This window comes from Streptodolium elevatio (assembly GCF_053592165.1).
The window spans coordinates 188,838-204,256 of sequence record NZ_JBSFVE010000009.1 but is presented as its reverse complement, the minus strand read 5'-3'; the positions used below and the strand labels follow the sequence as shown (position 1 = coordinate 204,256).

11 protein-coding genes and 1 pseudogene are annotated in these 15,419 nt (G+C 73.6%); 7 read left to right on the top strand and 5 right to left on the bottom strand.

Annotation, left to right across the window (positions count from 1 at the left end):
- Positions 1–49 precede the first annotated feature (49 nt).
- The 4 genes from ACWD12_RS18720 (at position 50) to ACWD12_RS18705 (ending at position 9,505) form a co-directional block, all read left to right on the top strand.
- Positions 50–2,347, top strand: a complete 2,298-nt coding sequence (locus tag ACWD12_RS18720) for a protein kinase domain-containing protein (protein WP_450100437.1) — start codon at positions 50–52, stop codon at positions 2,345–2,347.
- The gene (locus tag ACWD12_RS18715) at positions 2,344–4,461 is read left to right on the top strand and encodes a hypothetical protein (RefSeq protein WP_450100436.1); all 2,118 of its coding nucleotides are present in this window, start codon (positions 2,344–2,346) and stop codon (positions 4,459–4,461) included. The genes ACWD12_RS18720 and ACWD12_RS18715 overlap by 4 nt, the downstream gene beginning before the upstream one ends.
- A 131-nt stretch (positions 4,462–4,592) precedes the next feature.
- Positions 4,593–5,879, top strand: a complete 1,287-nt coding sequence (locus ACWD12_RS18710; RefSeq protein WP_450100435.1) for a hypothetical protein — start codon at positions 4,593–4,595, stop codon at positions 5,877–5,879.
- Positions 5,876–9,505, top strand: coding sequence for a hypothetical protein (locus ACWD12_RS18705; protein WP_450100434.1), 3,630 nt, complete (start codon positions 5,876–5,878; stop codon positions 9,503–9,505). Before ACWD12_RS18710 ends, ACWD12_RS18705 begins: the two co-directional genes overlap by 4 nt.
- Here ACWD12_RS18705 and ACWD12_RS18700 read toward each other — a convergent pair.
- A pseudogene (locus tag ACWD12_RS18700) lies at positions 9,506–10,271 on the bottom strand (SDR family oxidoreductase).
- 68 nt (positions 10,272–10,339) lie between these two features.
- Here ACWD12_RS18700 and ACWD12_RS18695 point away from each other — a divergent pair.
- Positions 10,340–10,972: a TetR/AcrR family transcriptional regulator gene (locus ACWD12_RS18695; RefSeq protein WP_450100433.1), complete on the top strand. Its 633-nt coding sequence runs from the start codon at positions 10,340–10,342 to the stop codon at positions 10,970–10,972.
- 78 nt (positions 10,973–11,050) lie between these two features.
- Here the strand turns inward: ACWD12_RS18695 and ACWD12_RS18690 are convergent, their stop codons facing one another.
- Together ACWD12_RS18690 and ACWD12_RS18685 are read right to left on the bottom strand one after the other, a co-directional pair.
- Positions 11,051–12,325 carry an ABC transporter substrate-binding protein gene (locus ACWD12_RS18690; RefSeq protein ID WP_450100432.1) on the bottom strand — a complete coding sequence of 425 codons (1,275 nt, stop codon included), beginning with the start codon at positions 12,323–12,325 and terminating at the stop codon, positions 11,051–11,053.
- A 77-nt stretch (positions 12,326–12,402) separates the two neighbouring features.
- On the bottom strand, positions 12,403–12,564 hold the full coding sequence (locus ACWD12_RS18685) for a hypothetical protein (RefSeq protein WP_450100431.1): 162 nt from the start codon (positions 12,562–12,564) through the stop codon (positions 12,403–12,405).
- A 638-nt stretch (positions 12,565–13,202) separates the two neighbouring features.
- On the opposite strand from ACWD12_RS18685, the gene ACWD12_RS18680 reads away from it, so the two are divergent.
- A complete protein-coding gene (locus tag ACWD12_RS18680; protein ID WP_450100430.1) occupies positions 13,203–13,682 on the top strand; it encodes a hypothetical protein in 480 nt (159 codons plus the stop codon).
- Between the two features lie 85 nt (positions 13,683–13,767).
- On the opposite strand, the gene ACWD12_RS18675 is transcribed toward ACWD12_RS18680, so the two are convergent.
- On the bottom strand, positions 13,768–14,277 hold the full coding sequence (locus ACWD12_RS18675) for an SRPBCC family protein (protein WP_450100429.1): 510 nt from the start codon (positions 14,275–14,277) through the stop codon (positions 13,768–13,770).
- Positions 14,274–14,666 (bottom strand): metalloregulator ArsR/SmtB family transcription factor, encoded by a 393-nt coding sequence (locus ACWD12_RS18670; protein ID WP_358359051.1) that lies wholly within the window; start codon positions 14,664–14,666, stop codon positions 14,274–14,276. Before ACWD12_RS18670 ends, ACWD12_RS18675 begins: the two co-directional genes overlap by 4 nt.
- Before the next feature lie 202 nt (positions 14,667–14,868).
- On the opposite strand from ACWD12_RS18670, the gene ACWD12_RS18665 reads away from it, so the two are divergent.
- A complete protein-coding gene (locus ACWD12_RS18665; RefSeq protein WP_450100428.1) occupies positions 14,869–15,267 on the top strand; it encodes an ATP-binding protein in 399 nt (132 codons plus the stop codon).
- Positions 15,268–15,419 lie beyond the last annotated feature (152 nt).

Genomic DNA, 15,419 nt, shown 5'->3' with positions numbered 1-15,419 from the left:
TGGCGGCACGAAAGCAGCCGTCGTACGGCGCCTGGGGGTGGGGACTCGTATGGACGCTGTATTCGGACGGCGTACGGCACAGGTCGGGGGCTTCCGCCTCCTGCACCGGCTGGGCGGTGGCGGATTCGGCGAGGTGTATTACGGCGAGCACGTCAACTCGCACGCCCCCGCCGCCGTGAAGCTGATGCACGGGGAACTGCTGGCCTCCCACAAGGAGTCGGAGTACCGAAGCCGGTTCGCCCGCGAGGCCGAGTTCCTGAGACACCTTCAGCACCCGGCCGTGCCCCGGTTGTTCGTCGCCGAACCGCACGCGTCGCGCCCCTGGCTGGCCACCGAGTACGTCGCCGGCCCGACGCTCCAGCAACTGGTCGACGAGCACGGCCCGCTGCCCGCGGGCGCGGTGCGGGCGCTGGCGATCCGCGTCGCCGAGGTGCTCAGCCTGCTGCACTCCATGGGCCGCGCGCACCGCGACCTCAACCCGCGCAACGTGCTGGTGACGCCCGCCGGTCCGCACGTCATCGACTTCGGGCTGGCCCGCGCGGTCGGCGCCCAGCCGATGACGGCGACGGGCGAAGCGGTGGGAACCCTCCTCTACATGCCGCCGGAGCGGCCCGGCACCGAGAAGGGCACGCACTACGACTCGGCGGGCGACCTCTTCGGGCTCGGCGCCATCGCGCTGTTCGCCGCGACCGGGCATCCCCCGTACAAGAACTACGGCGATCTGCGCGCCGGAGACGTCGACTTCGGCGGCATACCCAACGACCTCGACATCGTGCTGCACCGGCTGCTGGAGAAGCGGCCGGAGGAACGCCCGAGCGCCGCCGAGGCCATGATCCTGCTGCGCACCAGCCGGACCCCGGGGGCGCCGGTGCCGGTCTTCACCGAAGCGCTCGAACCCGCGCACCGCCACAAGCTGGAGGGCCACCCCCTGCGTCCGGTGCCCGCGGCCGGGGCCCCGCACCGGCAGACCGTGAACCCGCACCAGGTGCCCCCGACCTTCACCGGTCCCGCCGACGCGTCGTCGACGTCCCAGATCCTCGCCCTCGGCGACCCCGCGACCACGGCGCCCGGGACGATCGCCCCGCGCTGGTACGAGGCGTCCCCGCCCGCCGACGACGGCATCCGCACCGAGATCATCTCCGGCATACGCCCCGGGGCGTTCGCCGCCGAGTTCCGCAGCCCGCCGCCCCGCACCCCCGTGCGGCGCGTAACGGAACCGCCGCGCAGGTCGGGGCCGCCGCACACGGCCACTCCGCCGCGCGCCCCGGGACCGCCCGGGGCGGCCGAGCGCGTGTCCGTACCCCCCGGCGGAGCCGATGCCCGAACCGTCGTCCACCGGCGCCCGGTGCCCGCCCGGCCCCAGACCCCCATGCGCACCGTGGAAACGGAGTGGGAGCGCCCGCTCGACGACTGGGTGCAGTACGTCGCCGCCACCGCCGACGGCACCGTGCTGGCGGCCACCGCCGACGGCATGGTCACCGCAATGAACGGCCACACCGGCTACTTCCAATGGGAATACGCCCTGCCCGGCGGCCTGCGCGGCACCCCCGTGGGCGACGGCGTGCTGCTGCACGCGGGTTCGGCGGACGGCTGGCTCAACACCCTGGACACCACCGCCCAACGGCTCACCGACCGCCGCCCGGTCGGCGGTCGCGTGGTCGGTTGCGCCGTCGCCCCGGGAGCGCGCGTCGTGGTGGCGTCCGGCGCGGGCGTGGTGTGGTCGTTCCCGGCCGGCCACGGACAGGCCGAGTGGGGCGAGCCGGTGGGGGCGCCGATCACCGCGGGCCCCGTGGTCGCCGGGCGCACGGTCTACGTCGGCGACGCCCGGGGGCGGCTGCACGCCCTCGACCTGCACGACGGCGGGAGCGGTTGGCCGCGCAGCCCCGAACTGGGCGAGCGTCCCATCGCCTTGGCCGTGGCCGGGAACCTGGTCGTCGCCGCGGGTGCGGACGGCGGACTGCACGCCTTCGACACGGTCGACGGCAGCCCGCACTGGTCGGCGCACAGCACCGCGCAGACCTGGGCCTGCGTCGCCGATCCGGTGACGGAGACGGTCTCGACGGGGGCACTGGACGGCGCGGTGCGGACGTACGACGCGGTCACCGGCGAGCAGCTCGGCGAACTCCCGGTGACCGAGGGCATCCGGCGTTCGCTGGCGCAGGTCGGCGACGCGCTGGTGGTGGGCGGCACGGACGGCAGCACCCTGGCCGTCGACCCGCTGGGCGGCCGACGGATCTGGCGGCACGCGGGCGCGGGCCCCGTGCACGCCCCCGCCGCGGCGGTGCCGGGCGGGCCGGTGGTGGTCGGGCGGCTCGACGGGACGGTGTGCGCCCTGCCGCCGCCATGACCGGGATCCGCCGGACCGACCCCGCCCCGCGCGCGGCCGCCGTCCGCACCGGCGCGGCACCCGACCGGCCCCGCGACGCCGCGGCGCGCCGCCGGATCCCCCGCCCGCACCCGGCCGCCGAACCGCTCACGATCGAAGCCCGGAGCCCGATGAACACCAGCGTGCCCTTCCGACGGCCGCCGTCGCCGTGCCCGGTCTGCACCCACCCCGGCGGCGACGGTGCCGAGGGCTGTTCGGGCTGCGGCCGTCCCGCCGCGCCCGGTGCCGGGCACGCCGAAAGCTCGGGCGGCCACCACGATCTGACGATGCGCCAAGACGTGCGTGCGGCGGTACGCGTGGGCGCCGACGGCCTGCACCAGGGCGACCACCGGGTGCTCAAGGCCCTGTTGCAGCACTGCCGCGGGCTCGACCGGCTCTCCGAGGAAGCCCGCACCCGCATGGTGGAGTCCGAACAGGACGCGGTGGCACGGGCCGAACGGCGCGCCCGCGCGCAACGGCGGCCGTACGGCGCCCCGGAGGCCGCCGCAGCCCGCCTCGCGGCCGGCGAGACGGACCGCCTGGTCCTGGTCGAGACCGGGCCGGAGGGGTTCGCCACCTGCACGCTCACCGCGTCCGCGGTCGGTGTCGTCACCGCCGATCCGGTGGTCCGCAATGTGCGCGAGTGGAGCGACGCGGTGCCCAGCACAGGCGTGCGCAGCCGTGCCGAGATGCTATTCCTGGCCGCCGGCGGAGTGGGCCTCAAGGGCGCGCCGCCCGACCCGGACACACTGCTGGCCTGGGCCCGCGAACTGCTGCACCCCTCCGAGGGCGAGGCCCCGGGGCAGACCACCGAGCACGTGCTGATCCACCGCCGCGCCAACTGGCTGCTCCCCGACCTGTTCGCCGCGGCCGTACGCCGGATCGCGCCGCCGGTGGCCGAGTTCATCGCGGAACCGGGCTCGCCGGACCTGGCGGACCGCGCGGACGCGCTGTGCGCGGGAGTTCCGCTGCGCCGCTCGTACCACCTGGCTCTGGCCTCGGTGGCCGCGCCCGGCGGCCGGGTCTCGGTCACGTACGTCGAACTCTTCCCGGTCGGCACGGCGGTGCGCCGCGGGCTGCCCGTCGAGACAGCGGTGCCGGTGGCCCGGCCGCCCGGCCGGGCCGGACCGGCCGCGCTGCCGGTGGTCGTACGCGGCGCCGGGCCAGACGGCGAGTGGTCCGAACTCACCGTCGCACGCGCGGACATCCCCGTCCCGGGGGAGGCCGTGGTGGTGGCGTCGCTGGAACGGCCGGGCCGCGTCCGCCTGCGGGTGCGCGGATCGGGTGCCGACGCCGCGCAGGCCGGTAGTTGGCCGCAGAGCTGGGCCGAGTTGTCCGCGTCGCTGCCCTCGCACCACAACACGGATGTCGGTGCGGACGTGATGGTGGCCGTCGAACTCGGCGGTCCGGCACAGTTGGTAACCCAGCGGCTCGAAGTCGTGCGGACGCTCGCCCACGCGTTGCGCGTCGGGGTGGGCGTCCATGCTGGCGGCCTGCCCGGGCACGCCGGTGCGGCGCGCTTGGCCGCCATCGGCTACGCCGACCACTCCGACAACCGCCGCCAGGCCGACGACCCGTGCCGGACGGCGGGGTTCGCCTCGCCCGGCGAGCTGATGGCGATTCTCCAGGACTGGCAGCCGACGCCGGTGGTCGACCAGTTCGCCGCGCCGGTCGAGGACGCCTTGCACCGGGCGCTGCACTTCGACTGGCGACCCGGCGCGCAGCGCACGCTGGTCGTGGTCGGCAGCCGCCCGGCCGGCTTGACCACGCGGGTGGGCAGCGTGGTGCACGCGCGGGTCTGCCCGGGCCGACTGGACTGGGCCGAGGCGCTCGCCGAGTTGCGTGCGCGGGGCGTACGCACGGTGGCGATGGTCGACGAACCGGCCTGGATGACACACTCCGACCCGGCGATACCCCGTGACAATACCCGCCGCATGTGGCAGCAACTCGGCGCGGACGGGCGGTTCGTCCTCGGTTCCGCCGCGCACCTCCGCTCGCTGGCCGACCTCGTCGTGCCGGCCGCGTCGGCCGAACTCGTGCTTCCGGTACGGGCGCCGGGCCGACAGCGCGACCACGCCGACCCGCCTCCATACTGACTTCGCCCCCCGCCCCGCTCCTCCCCTCCCGAACTTCCCCCCTAGACCTGCACGGCGCCCCGGGCAGGCCCACCCCCAGGGAGAACGCCATCACCGATCAGCCGCCCGACGGGCGACGGCAGCCGGACCCTGTGCGGCAGTGGCTCGGCTCCATGCCGCCGCCCGACCCGGACTTCGACGACACCGCCGGTGACAGCCGCCCGCCGCCGGACCGCTTCGCCCGGCCGGCGCCCGCCTCGGGGCCCGCGCCCGGGTCGGCACCGGGTCCCACGGGAGGTGCCGCGCCGGCCCCGCCGCCCGGCGTCTCCGTGCCGCTCTCCCGGGCGGCCGCGCCCGGGTACGCCCCACCCGCGCAGCCCGCACCCGCCACGGCCGCCGCGCCCGGCGGTACTCCCGGCGCTCCCGGCGCTCCCGGCAACGACGTGCGGGTCGCGCTCTGGGGAGCCAGCGGCAGCGGCAAGAGCACATACCTGTGGGCGCTGCCCCGCGCGCTGCACGGCAAGGCGGGCAGGTCGGACGGGTGGACGATCACGCCCCTCGACGACACCTCTCGGACCTATCTGGCGGACGCCGAAACGGCTCTCGTCGTGGACCGCGTCCTGCCGCAAGGCACCCTGTCCTCGCTAAGCGTGCGCTGGCTCCTCGCCCGGTCCTCGCGCAGCCCCTTCCACCGGCTGCGCCCCGCTCCGGCGTCCCGCATCCTGCTCACCGTCGAGGACCGCCCCGGCGGCGACTACAAGGACGCGTTGGACGCGGCGGTCGCGCAGCTCGCCGACGCGGACGCGATCATCTACCTGTACGACCCGGTCAGCGACTCCCGCGAACGCAGCGAGACCTTCCAGGCGTTCAGCAGCACACTGCGCGCGGTCAGCAACCGCATGCTGCGGAACGGGCAGCTGCGCGAGGACGGCCGGCTGCCTCAGCATCTCGCCGTGTGCGTCACCAAGTTCGACGATCCGGCGATCTTCGACCGGGCGTGCCGCGGCAACTGGGCCACGCAGAGCGACACGAAGCCGTACCTGCCGCGCATCGCGGACCGCTACGCCCACGACTTCTTCGCCGAGTTGTGCAAGTCGACCGGCGGCACGGGTGAGGAGGTGCGCCGACTGATCCAGGACAGCTTCATGAAGGAACGCGTCCGCTACTACGTCACCTCGTCGATCGGCTTCAACCTCGACCACGAGGACGAGTTCGACCCGGACGACTACGGGAACCTCGACCACGAGCCCGCTCCGCAGCGCGGCCCGAGGCGGCCGGGCGCGGACACCTCGCCCCAGTACCGCGAGCGGCTGCGTTCGATCCCGGTTCCGGTCAATGTCCTTGAACCCCTGGTGGACCTCGACCGCCTGGTGCGCCGCGACCGCCGCGGCGGACTGCTGCGGTCGCGGTCCGGCGGCACCGCAGGGAGGCGGCCGTGACGACGCTGGACGCCCACTGGGCGTACTGGAGCAAGGAATCCGGCGACGAGCAGGACTACCGGGTGCTCAGTTGCAGCACAGGGGATCCCGGGCAGTTCACCGCGGCGGTGCAGGCCGAGAACCCGGGGACGCCCCGCACCGAGGACAGCGGGCGGCCCGAGTCGCTGCCCTGGGTGGTGTTCGGCGGACACGACGAGGCCGAAGGGGCGTTCTGCAACGTCGCGGTCATGGACTGGACCGATCGGGCGGACTGGACCAACCGCCGGATCACCGCGACGACCTGGGTCACCGTGCCGTACTCCGAACTGAGTTCGCGCGGCGCGGAGTACGGCGACCTGTACGCGGCACTGTTGTCCGCGTCGATGCGCGACGGAAGCCCGGTCGCGCTTCAACTGCCCGACGAGCCCGCGCAGTTGTCGGCCCCGGTGGTCAGCGGCGCGGGTGCCGGCGCACCCGGCTTCTCCGCGCCCTTGCTCTATTGGGCCGCGGGGGTCGCGGCGCTGCTGCTGGAGGGCCGCGTGGTGATCACCGGTGCGGGCCGCGCCGATGTCGGCGAGCGCATCGCCGCGATCGACGCAGTGTGCCGGATGCTCCCGTACGGCTACCGCGCCGGATTCAGTGCCTCGACCTGGGCCCCGGTTCCCGAACAGGCCTGGCAGCGCCTGTGCTTCGGGGACTACGCGGGTGACGGCCTGGTGCGCGTGCCCTGGGGGGCGCGGGTGCCGCAGCCGGCGGGTCCGGTGGCCCGCCGCTACCTGGATCTGTTGACCGGCCATCTCGACGCGGGCGAGGCCGACCGGGTGCTGCTGTGGCTGCGCCGCAACGCGCGGAGCCGGCCGTTCACCGAACCGAACCGTGCGCTGGAGGTGTTGGAGGCGCTGACGCTGTCCGAGATGGTGCTCGCCGAGGTCCGTTCCGGTCAGGGCGACCCCGACCGGGTGCTCAAGGCGCTGAGCCAGAAGGGCGTCGAGTCGTTCGACGAGGAGTCGCGCCGGAGCCTGTTCACGTTCCTGTTCGACCGCCGTGACCCCGCGCTGTACCCGGTCATGGCCCAATACCCGTGCGCGGAGCTGAACGAGGCCGCGGTGGTGGCGATGCACCGTGCCCTGGCCCCGGCCTCCATGACGCCGGATGTCCCCGTATCCCCGGGAGCACGCGCCGAAGTCACCGGAATCGTCGAGACGTTCGTGACGGTGGCATGGGAGTGGGAGCAGGCCGACGCGGACGCGTTCGTGGCGCGCCTGCTCGCCGTGCCGCACGAATGGAACGTGCCGCACGAGCTGGTCGACGTGTGGGTGGCCCGTTTCGGGGCGGCACCGAAGCGCGAATGGCCGCTGGCGACAAACGCGTTGCTCAGGACTCCCCGGGTGGGCCTGGCCGCGGTGTGCCGCTGCGCGGAGAAGCGGCCGAAGTCGCTGGGCCGTCTGATCGCACTGTTGTCGGAGGCGGGCAAGGCCCCCTGGCTGACGGTCCTGCGGTGGGCGATCGACCTGCCGGATCCGGGCACCGGATCGGCGGGGACGCTGGCGCAGGCCGTGCGGCAGTGCCCGGGCGTGGCGGTGCAGACGTTCCGGTTCGCCGTCGCGTACGCCAGGTTCGGGGCCCTGCCCCTGGCTCTGTGGCAGGAGTGGCTGCGGATAGCCGCCGACGACCGCCTCCCGGAGCACACCGAACTGGGCGGCTGGGTCGGCGACTACGACCCGCTTGCCGACGACGGCGTCACGACGCACGTATCGGCCCTGACCGGCCTGCTCCTGTGCCTGTACGGTCGGCAGTTCGCGCCGCCGGCCTCCGACACCGCGCGTGAGTACGTCGCCGAACTGACCGACGCCGGGAAATTGTTGCCGCGCGACGCGGGCGGCCGTCTCGACGACCTGCCGGTGCGGATGCTGCGCGGAATACTGAGGGCGCATCAGGACCAGCCCGACAGCGGGGCTTTGACCGTGGCGGTACTGCTGGGTGCGCTCGACCGGGCCGACGACCTGGGACCGAAGGCGTGCGGGTTCCTCGCCGCCGAAGCCCTCGACTCGGTCGGGCGCCTGCGCACGGGTGTCCAGGAAGCGCTGGCCGCGGACACCGAAGGCGGGTCCTGGCGGCGCCTGGTCGCGGGCATACCGCAACTCGCGCTGGCCGTACGTCTCGGGCAGTTGGAGCAGGACGCCCGCGGCGGCCGGTCAACGGCCGAACTGGCTGGACACTGGGCCTGGTTGCAGGCGCAGTCGCCCGCCGACGCGGAGCCGGACCCGCACGTCCGGCACGCGTTGCAGTCCTGGCCGGGGGTGCGGAAGCAGGGGGCCGCGTACGACCTGCTCCTCGAGGTCAGGTCGGCCCTGCTGCACGACCACGGTTGGACGGCCCGCCAGGGGGACGTGTGGCTGGTGCGCACCGTCCGCACGATTCTCACGAAGGACTGGCTCGGCCGGAACGCCGCCGACAATCTGCGGCACACGCTGCGTGAGCGGCGGGAAGTCGTAAGTGCGGAGGAGCAGATGCTGACCGCCATGCTCGGGGACGCCCCGACGCGGCCCCCGACCGGCCAGGCGCCGCCTCCTCAGGCCCCGGCGGCACCTGCCCCGCCCGCGGCGCCGTCGGTCGATCCGGCCTCCGGTGCACAGCGTCCCTCCAACGTGCCCTTGGAGGAGCGGCGGCAGACCGAGCACGCGAACTTTGGCCCCCGCGGCGCCCGCAGCCGCGGCCCGCGGCAGTCGGCGGAGTGGTCCGACATGCCGTGGTTCCGCAACCGCCGCGTGTTGACGGCGGCCGCGGTCGTCGTCGCGCTGGCCGCGGTGCTCGTCGTCCTGTTCGCCACCGGCGCGTTCGGCGCCGCGGGACCGTCGACCGAGCCCGCGCCGCCGTCGCCCGCCGCCGCATCCGCATCCGCATCCGCATCCACGTTGTCGTCGGCGGCATCCACGGTGCCGGAGGTACCCGCTGCACGCGATGTGCCCGCGAACCCGGAGCCTGTCCAGGCGTCGCTGGCCTCGCCCATCGCGCTCTTCGCGGCGCTCGTCACCTTCTGCGTGCTGCTGTACCGCCGCCCTCGCTGGTCCGGCCAACTGACCATGCGGATACGGCGCGAGGACGCCCCCGGCTACCAGGTGGCGGCCGTCCTCACCCCGGACCGCCTCGGCCGCGCCTTCGCCGAGGGCGACACCGAGAACCCGGGTCTGCTGCAACTGCCCGGGACCAGCGCCCGGATCAGGGTGAGCGCCCGCCGCTCCTGGCGCCACGTACGCCAGGTCGACCTGCTGGTCCGGGTGCGCTTCACCGACACCGGACGCCGTGACGCGGTCCGCTGCCCGGTCGGCGGCCGACGGATGATCCTGGGGCTCGACATGCGCCATGACCCCAACCCGGCACCGGAGTTGGCCGAGTCCACGCATCCGCCGCGCCCGGACACCGCGCCGCCGCCGCAGTCGCCGTACGCGTACCCGCCGCCGCTGGACGCGCCGACCACCGCGATCCCGTCGTTCCCCAACTCGTCCCCGCCGCCCGCCAACCAGCCGCCCACCCTCCACTACCCGCCGGGCTACGTGCCCCCGAACCCCTACGCCTCGGGCGAGTTCTCCGGTGGCCCCGAGTCGGGCGGCCCCGGCCACTGGCCCGGGAACCGCTCGGGGAACTGATCACACCCGGGGCCCGAGGAACAGGCCGCCGCTCGCGTCGAGGACCTGACCGGTCACCCACCGCGCCTCGTCGGAGGCGAGGAACGCGACCACGTCCGCCACGTCCTCGGGGCCGCCCAGCCGGTCCAGCGCCGTCGAGGCGGTGATGAGGTCGGCGAGCCCCGGCGCGTCGAACACCGGAGCGTTGGCCGGGGTGCGCGTGGCACCGGGGGCGACCGCGTTCACGGTGATCCCCCGGGCCCCGAGTTCGTTGGCCAGCGTCCGGCTCATCGTCTCGACCGCGCCCTTCGTCATGGCGAAGGACGTCTGCGACGGATTCGCCATCCGAGTCGCGACGGACGAGATCGTGATGATGCGGCCGCCGTCCGCGAGCAGGTGCAGGGCGCGCTCGACGATGAAGTACGGGGCCCGTACGTTGACCGCGAACAACCGGTCGAATTCCTCGCGCGTGGTGACGCCCATCCCGCCCGCGGGCGGCGCCGCCGCGTTGTTGACCACAATGTCGAGCGGCCGCCCCGCGCGGTACGCCTCGACCCCGGCGAAGAGCGTCTCGACGTCGCCCTCCGCCCCCAGTCGCGCGCGGACGGCGACCGCGGACCCGCCGGCCCGCTCGATGTCCGCGACCGTCGCCGCAGCTCCTTCGGCGTCCGTGCCGTAGTGCACGATCACCGCGGCCCCGTCCGCCGCCAGCCGGACCGCGGTCGTCTGCCCTAATGCCGCGCGATGCCCCGGTCACGAGGGCCGTCCTGCCGGTCAGGTCACCCATGTCGAGCCGCCAATCATGTGAGCTTCTACCAATCTGGTAGTGACTACCAGTCAGGTAGGGTCTACCACATGCCCGACCAGCACTCAACCCTGCGAGCGCGCCGACGAGCCGAGACGCAGCGCACCGTCCAGGCGCACGCGGTACGGCTGTTCACCGAGCGCGGATTCGACGCCACGACGGTGGCCGACGTCGCCGACGCCGCGGGCGTGTCGCCGATGACCGTGTACCGGCACTTCCCCACGAAGGAAGACCTGGTTCTCGCCGATGCGAACGTGGCGCTGGTGGCCGACGGCATCGCCGCGACACCCGCGAACCTGCCCTTGACGCACCGGATCGGGAGCGCGCTCGTCGATTCCGCGGCGCAGCTGAGTTCCGGCGACGTGCACGACCCGGGATCGAACCGCCGGTTCCTCCTTGCCCGCCTCCAACTGATGATCGCCACACCGGCGTTGCGGGCCAGGCACCTGGACAACCACTACGCACTGCAACAGTCGATCGTGGGCGCCCTGACCGGCGAATCCCCGGACCCCGACACGGTGTTCCGAGCCCAGGCGGCGGCCGGCGCGTGCCTCGCCGCGATGCACACGGCGTTGGTGCGCTGGGCCGAGGACGACGGACGTACCGACCTGCCCGACCTGATCGCGCAGGCGCTGGCCGCGGCGTTCGGGGACGACGCGATCGGCTCGCCGACACGGGAGTAGGCGAGGACGCGAGGACGGCGCCGGGCGCCCGACCGCGGAAGTCGGTCGCCCGTACGGCTGCCTGTCAGGGCCGTGATGTCAGGGAGCGACCTGGTATTTCAGTGCGGACTCGGCCGGCGCCGGACCGTCGATCGTCTCGAGCCCGCCCTGTGCCTGTGCGTTGGGACGCTGGATGTACGACTCGCGCGTGTTGGTGTCCCCGACGTTGCTGAAGTCCAGAGGGGCCATCACACCGTCCGAGTCGAACGCGTTCATGCCGTGCAGCGCGGCGACGACGCCCTGACGAGTGAGGTCCTTCGCCTCGCACGCCTTGCGCAGTGCTTCCCCGAAGACGCGCGCGGTGACGTATCCGAAGGCCACCCCGTTGTCGATCGGAGAGCCGGGGAATTTCGCCGCGTACGCCTGGACCAGGTTCTGGATGCCGGAGACCTGCGAACTCGGCGCCTGCACCGAGTTGACGAGGAAGAAGTTCTTCTCCAGCGCCGCTTTGGCCGGGGTGGTCAGCAACTGCGGCGAGAAGCCCGGGTTGCTGGAGACGATCGGCACGTTGAAGCCCGCGGCGGCCGCGACTCCGGCGAGCGACGCCGACTGCTTGGGGCCGGCGCTCATCAGGACGGCTTTGACGCCCTGGCTCTTGAGCGCGGCGACCTGCGCGGCCATGTCGGCGTCGGTGGCCTTGATACGGTGCTCGACCAGGGTGAGCCCGGCTTGTTGCGCCGCGAACCTGGCGCCGGCCAGCGCGTTTTCGCCGTACTCGCCCTCGAAGTAGACGTGCCCGACCCTGTCGCCGGCGACCACCTTCCGCTCCCGCAGCAGGAAGCCGACACCGTTGATCATCTCGATGTCGTAGGTGGCGCCGACAACTTGGACGTACCGCTGTTTGAGCATGGTGGACGGCCACGCCGCCGGGATCGCGAGCACGGCGTCGCGGTCCAGGCTCGGCAGCACCGCGGTCACCACCGGGGAGCCCAGGAGTTGGGAGATCCCGATTATCTGGGGGGATATCTCGTCGTACGCGGCGACGCCCTTCGCCACGTCGTACCCGTGGTCGCGGACCAGGAGCCGGATTTCGCGGCCGCAGATCCCGCCGGCCGCGTTGACCTCGTCGAAGTAGAGCTGCTGGGCCTGCGTGAGGCTCTTGCCCAACGTCGCGTACACGCCGGTGAGATCGGTCAGTTCGCCGACCGTGACGGTCGTGTCGGTGACGCCCGGGCCGGTGAGGACACCGTCCGGCAGGTCCTTGCTGCCGCCGGTCGACGACGCGGTATCCGAGTTGCATCCGCTGATCGAGAGCACGGCACCGACGAGCAGCGCCACGAAGGCGGATGCGCGTCTTTGGGCGGGGGGCTTCATGGGGCTGGACTCCTCGGGTGAGCGGCGGGCCGCGACGGTTCACGTCAGCGCGCGTTCGGGTGCCTTTCCGGTTGCGGTCAGGGGGAATTCGTCGCGGAACTCGACCAGGCGCGGTACTTGCGGGCGGCCGCACGCGCACGGCACCAGGCGATCGGTTCGTCCTCGGTGAGTAGCGCGCGGCGGGCGCGCACGACGAAGGCCGTGCCCTCGAAGCCGTGGGTGTCGTGCGGGTTGAGCAAGGCCCTCTCCTCACCAAAGGGGTGGAGTAGATGCTCTCTGCTCTTCCGCTCGGAAATCGATAGGCCGCAAACTAGGTCCGGACGCACTCCGCTGTGCCCGTGCACAGATGCCGCGCATGGGCCGACGGCGCTTTTCGCGTGCCCTTTTCACCAGGGCGCCTCACCGCTCCGGGCCGTCGAACACGAGGAAGACGTGTTCATGCGGGGGCGGCCCGACTGTCCGGCCACCCCCGCATCCAGGACGACGCGGGCCTCATGACGCCGGCCCGGTTGCGCCGCGGGGCCCTGCGCGTCTCCCGCCGGTGCCCGCCAGACGCTCTGACCGCGAGTGCGCCGAACCAACCGCGCGACTCGGGTTCGCCACGCCACTCCGTGCCGTCCAGCTCGACGCCGTGCCCGGCGCCCCCTCGTGAGCTGGACGGCCGGTCCGTGTCACCCCCGATTGTCGAGCGCCCCGGCCCGCCGCAGGGGGCATCGATCACCCGGACGGGTGACGTACGCGGGCAATCCGAGGATCGCGCCCCGTCGTTGTCCACTGTTGGGGAGGGCAGCACCGTGCCGTCGGCATCAAATGCCGTGGCCTGGTGGTGCCTCTACCTGATGTCGACACCGACCCGCACATGTCTGAGGGGCCACGCATGACCTCCGCGCAGATGCCCGCGCGTCCGGGGCGGCACCGGCGGACCGAGGCGCCCGCCGCCGATCCCGGCTACGCGGCGCCGCCCGGCGCACCGTACGACGGCGCTCCCGCCCAGCACCTCGCACCCCAGCACGCCGCGCTCCAGCACGTCGCGGCCGGGCGCGGCGCCGTCCCTTCCGGCGCCGCGCCGCAGGTCGCCGCACCGCACGTCGCCGCGCAGCGCTTCGCCGCCGACGCGGTGCGTGCCGCCGTCGACGGGCTCGCGTTCGCCGAGTCCCAGTGGGACCTGGAGGCGTGGCGCGCCGCGCACGCCGCGGCGTTGGACCTGGTGGTGCTGCTGGCCGCGATCGGCCCCGGCCCCGAGGTGCTGCTCAGCACCGCCGCCGCCACCCTGGACAACGCACGCCGCCTCGTCGACGGTGGCAACATCCATAGCAGCGGCGGCAGTTCCGTACCGGCCGCGACCGGCCCCTGGTAGCACCGCCAGCCGTCGACAAAGGCCTTCCGGCGCCGTCCGCGGTCCCGGTTCGGGCGTCCATGTCCAGAGGGCCGGGCGGCCGCGTTCAGAGGGCGGTGGCCTGGGCCTCGAAGTACGGCCGCTGCGCCGGGTAGTAGTCGTCGAAATCGGGCTGCGGAGTATCGTCGCGAGACGCCACCAGCATGTCGAGGTAGTACTCCCAGCCGGGACCGATCTCGGCGACGCCGTCGGCGTCGGTCAGGTGGTGCACGAAGCGCAGTTCGGTGCGGCCGTCCTGGGTCGCGGCGAGCAGCACTTCGATGTGCCACGCGCCGACTTCGTCGGTGGCCGAGAGCGCGAGGCGGACCGGAGCGTCGCACGCGTCGATCCGCATGTCCGTCCAGGGCGCCTGGTCCTCGTACGCCAACTGCACCTTGATCGTGCGGCCCGGTGCGGCATCGCCCTCCCAACGGCCGTACCAGCGCGCGGTGCGCTCGGGGTCGGTGACACTCGCCCACACGTCTTCGACGGGCGCCCGGAACGTACGGGTCAGTACCAGGTCGACGCCGTCACCGGCGCGCAGGAGTCGTCCAGTGGGCTCAGGGGTCCGGGTCATCCGGTCTCCGCCTCTCCGTGTGTGGTGGTGGTGCCGGGCCGCTCGACGGCGGTCGCCGGTTCCGTGGTCCGACGCTCCCGGCGGGTGCGGTACACCTCGGTCTCCAGGGCGTCGAGCCGCTGCTCCCAGCCGGAGATCCTGGCGAACCGGGCGATCCACGCGGCCAGTTCGTCGAACCGCTCGGGCTGCAGGACGTAGTACCTGTGTCGCCCGACGAGTTCGTCGCGCACGAGCCCGCTCTCCCGCAGCACCCGCAGATGACGGCTGACCGCCGGCCTGCTGATCGCGAAGCGCTCGCTGATCTCACCCGCGGACAGCCGCGCGTCGCGCAGCAGCACCAGGATCTCCCGGCGCACAGGATCGGCGATCGCCCCGGCTATTTCGTCCACCCAGAAAGCGTAACCCATTGGTTACGCGTCTGGCCAGGGGCGCGGTGCGGTCCGTCCGCTCGGAAACCTCGCCTCGGACACCCTTCTCGGGGGCTCCCGTCGGGCGCTCGCCTCGGGACGCCGACCCCGGCGCGTCGCCGCGCGGCCAATCATGGAACCATCGGTAGGACCGCCGCTCCACACACTGGAGGACCGACCGCCGATGAAGTGGGGCCCGCACACCCTCGTTCTCGACCTCGACGAGACCCCGGGCGCGGTGCGTCGAGCGCGCGACATCACGGCGGAGTTCCTCCGGGAGTGCCCCGGGCCCGCCCTGGCGCGGGAGGCGGTTCGGGACGTCGTCATGGTGGTGGCGGAACTCGTCTCCAACGCCTACCGGCATGCCCCCGGCCCGTACCGGCTCACGCTCGCGGCCGAGGAGGACTCGGTGACCGTCGCGATGCGGGACGGCGGGCGGTCCTGGCTCGCCGCGGTCCCGGAGGTGCGCGCGCCCGGAGGGTTCGGGCTGCTGGTGGTACGCCGCCTGAGCCGCACGCTGGACGTGGAGATCTTCCCGGACGGCAAGGAGCTCACCGCGATCGTGCCCCGCAACCGCACCTGATCGCCCGCGCGGCCGGTACCTCGCCCGACGGTTCCCGGCCGCCCCCGTCACCCCGCCGTTCCGTCACCCGTCGCTCCACCACCCGTACTCCCGCACGGATTTCGCCTCGCCTCCCGCGTCCGCAACGGGCCACGACGGTTGGCTCCCTCGCC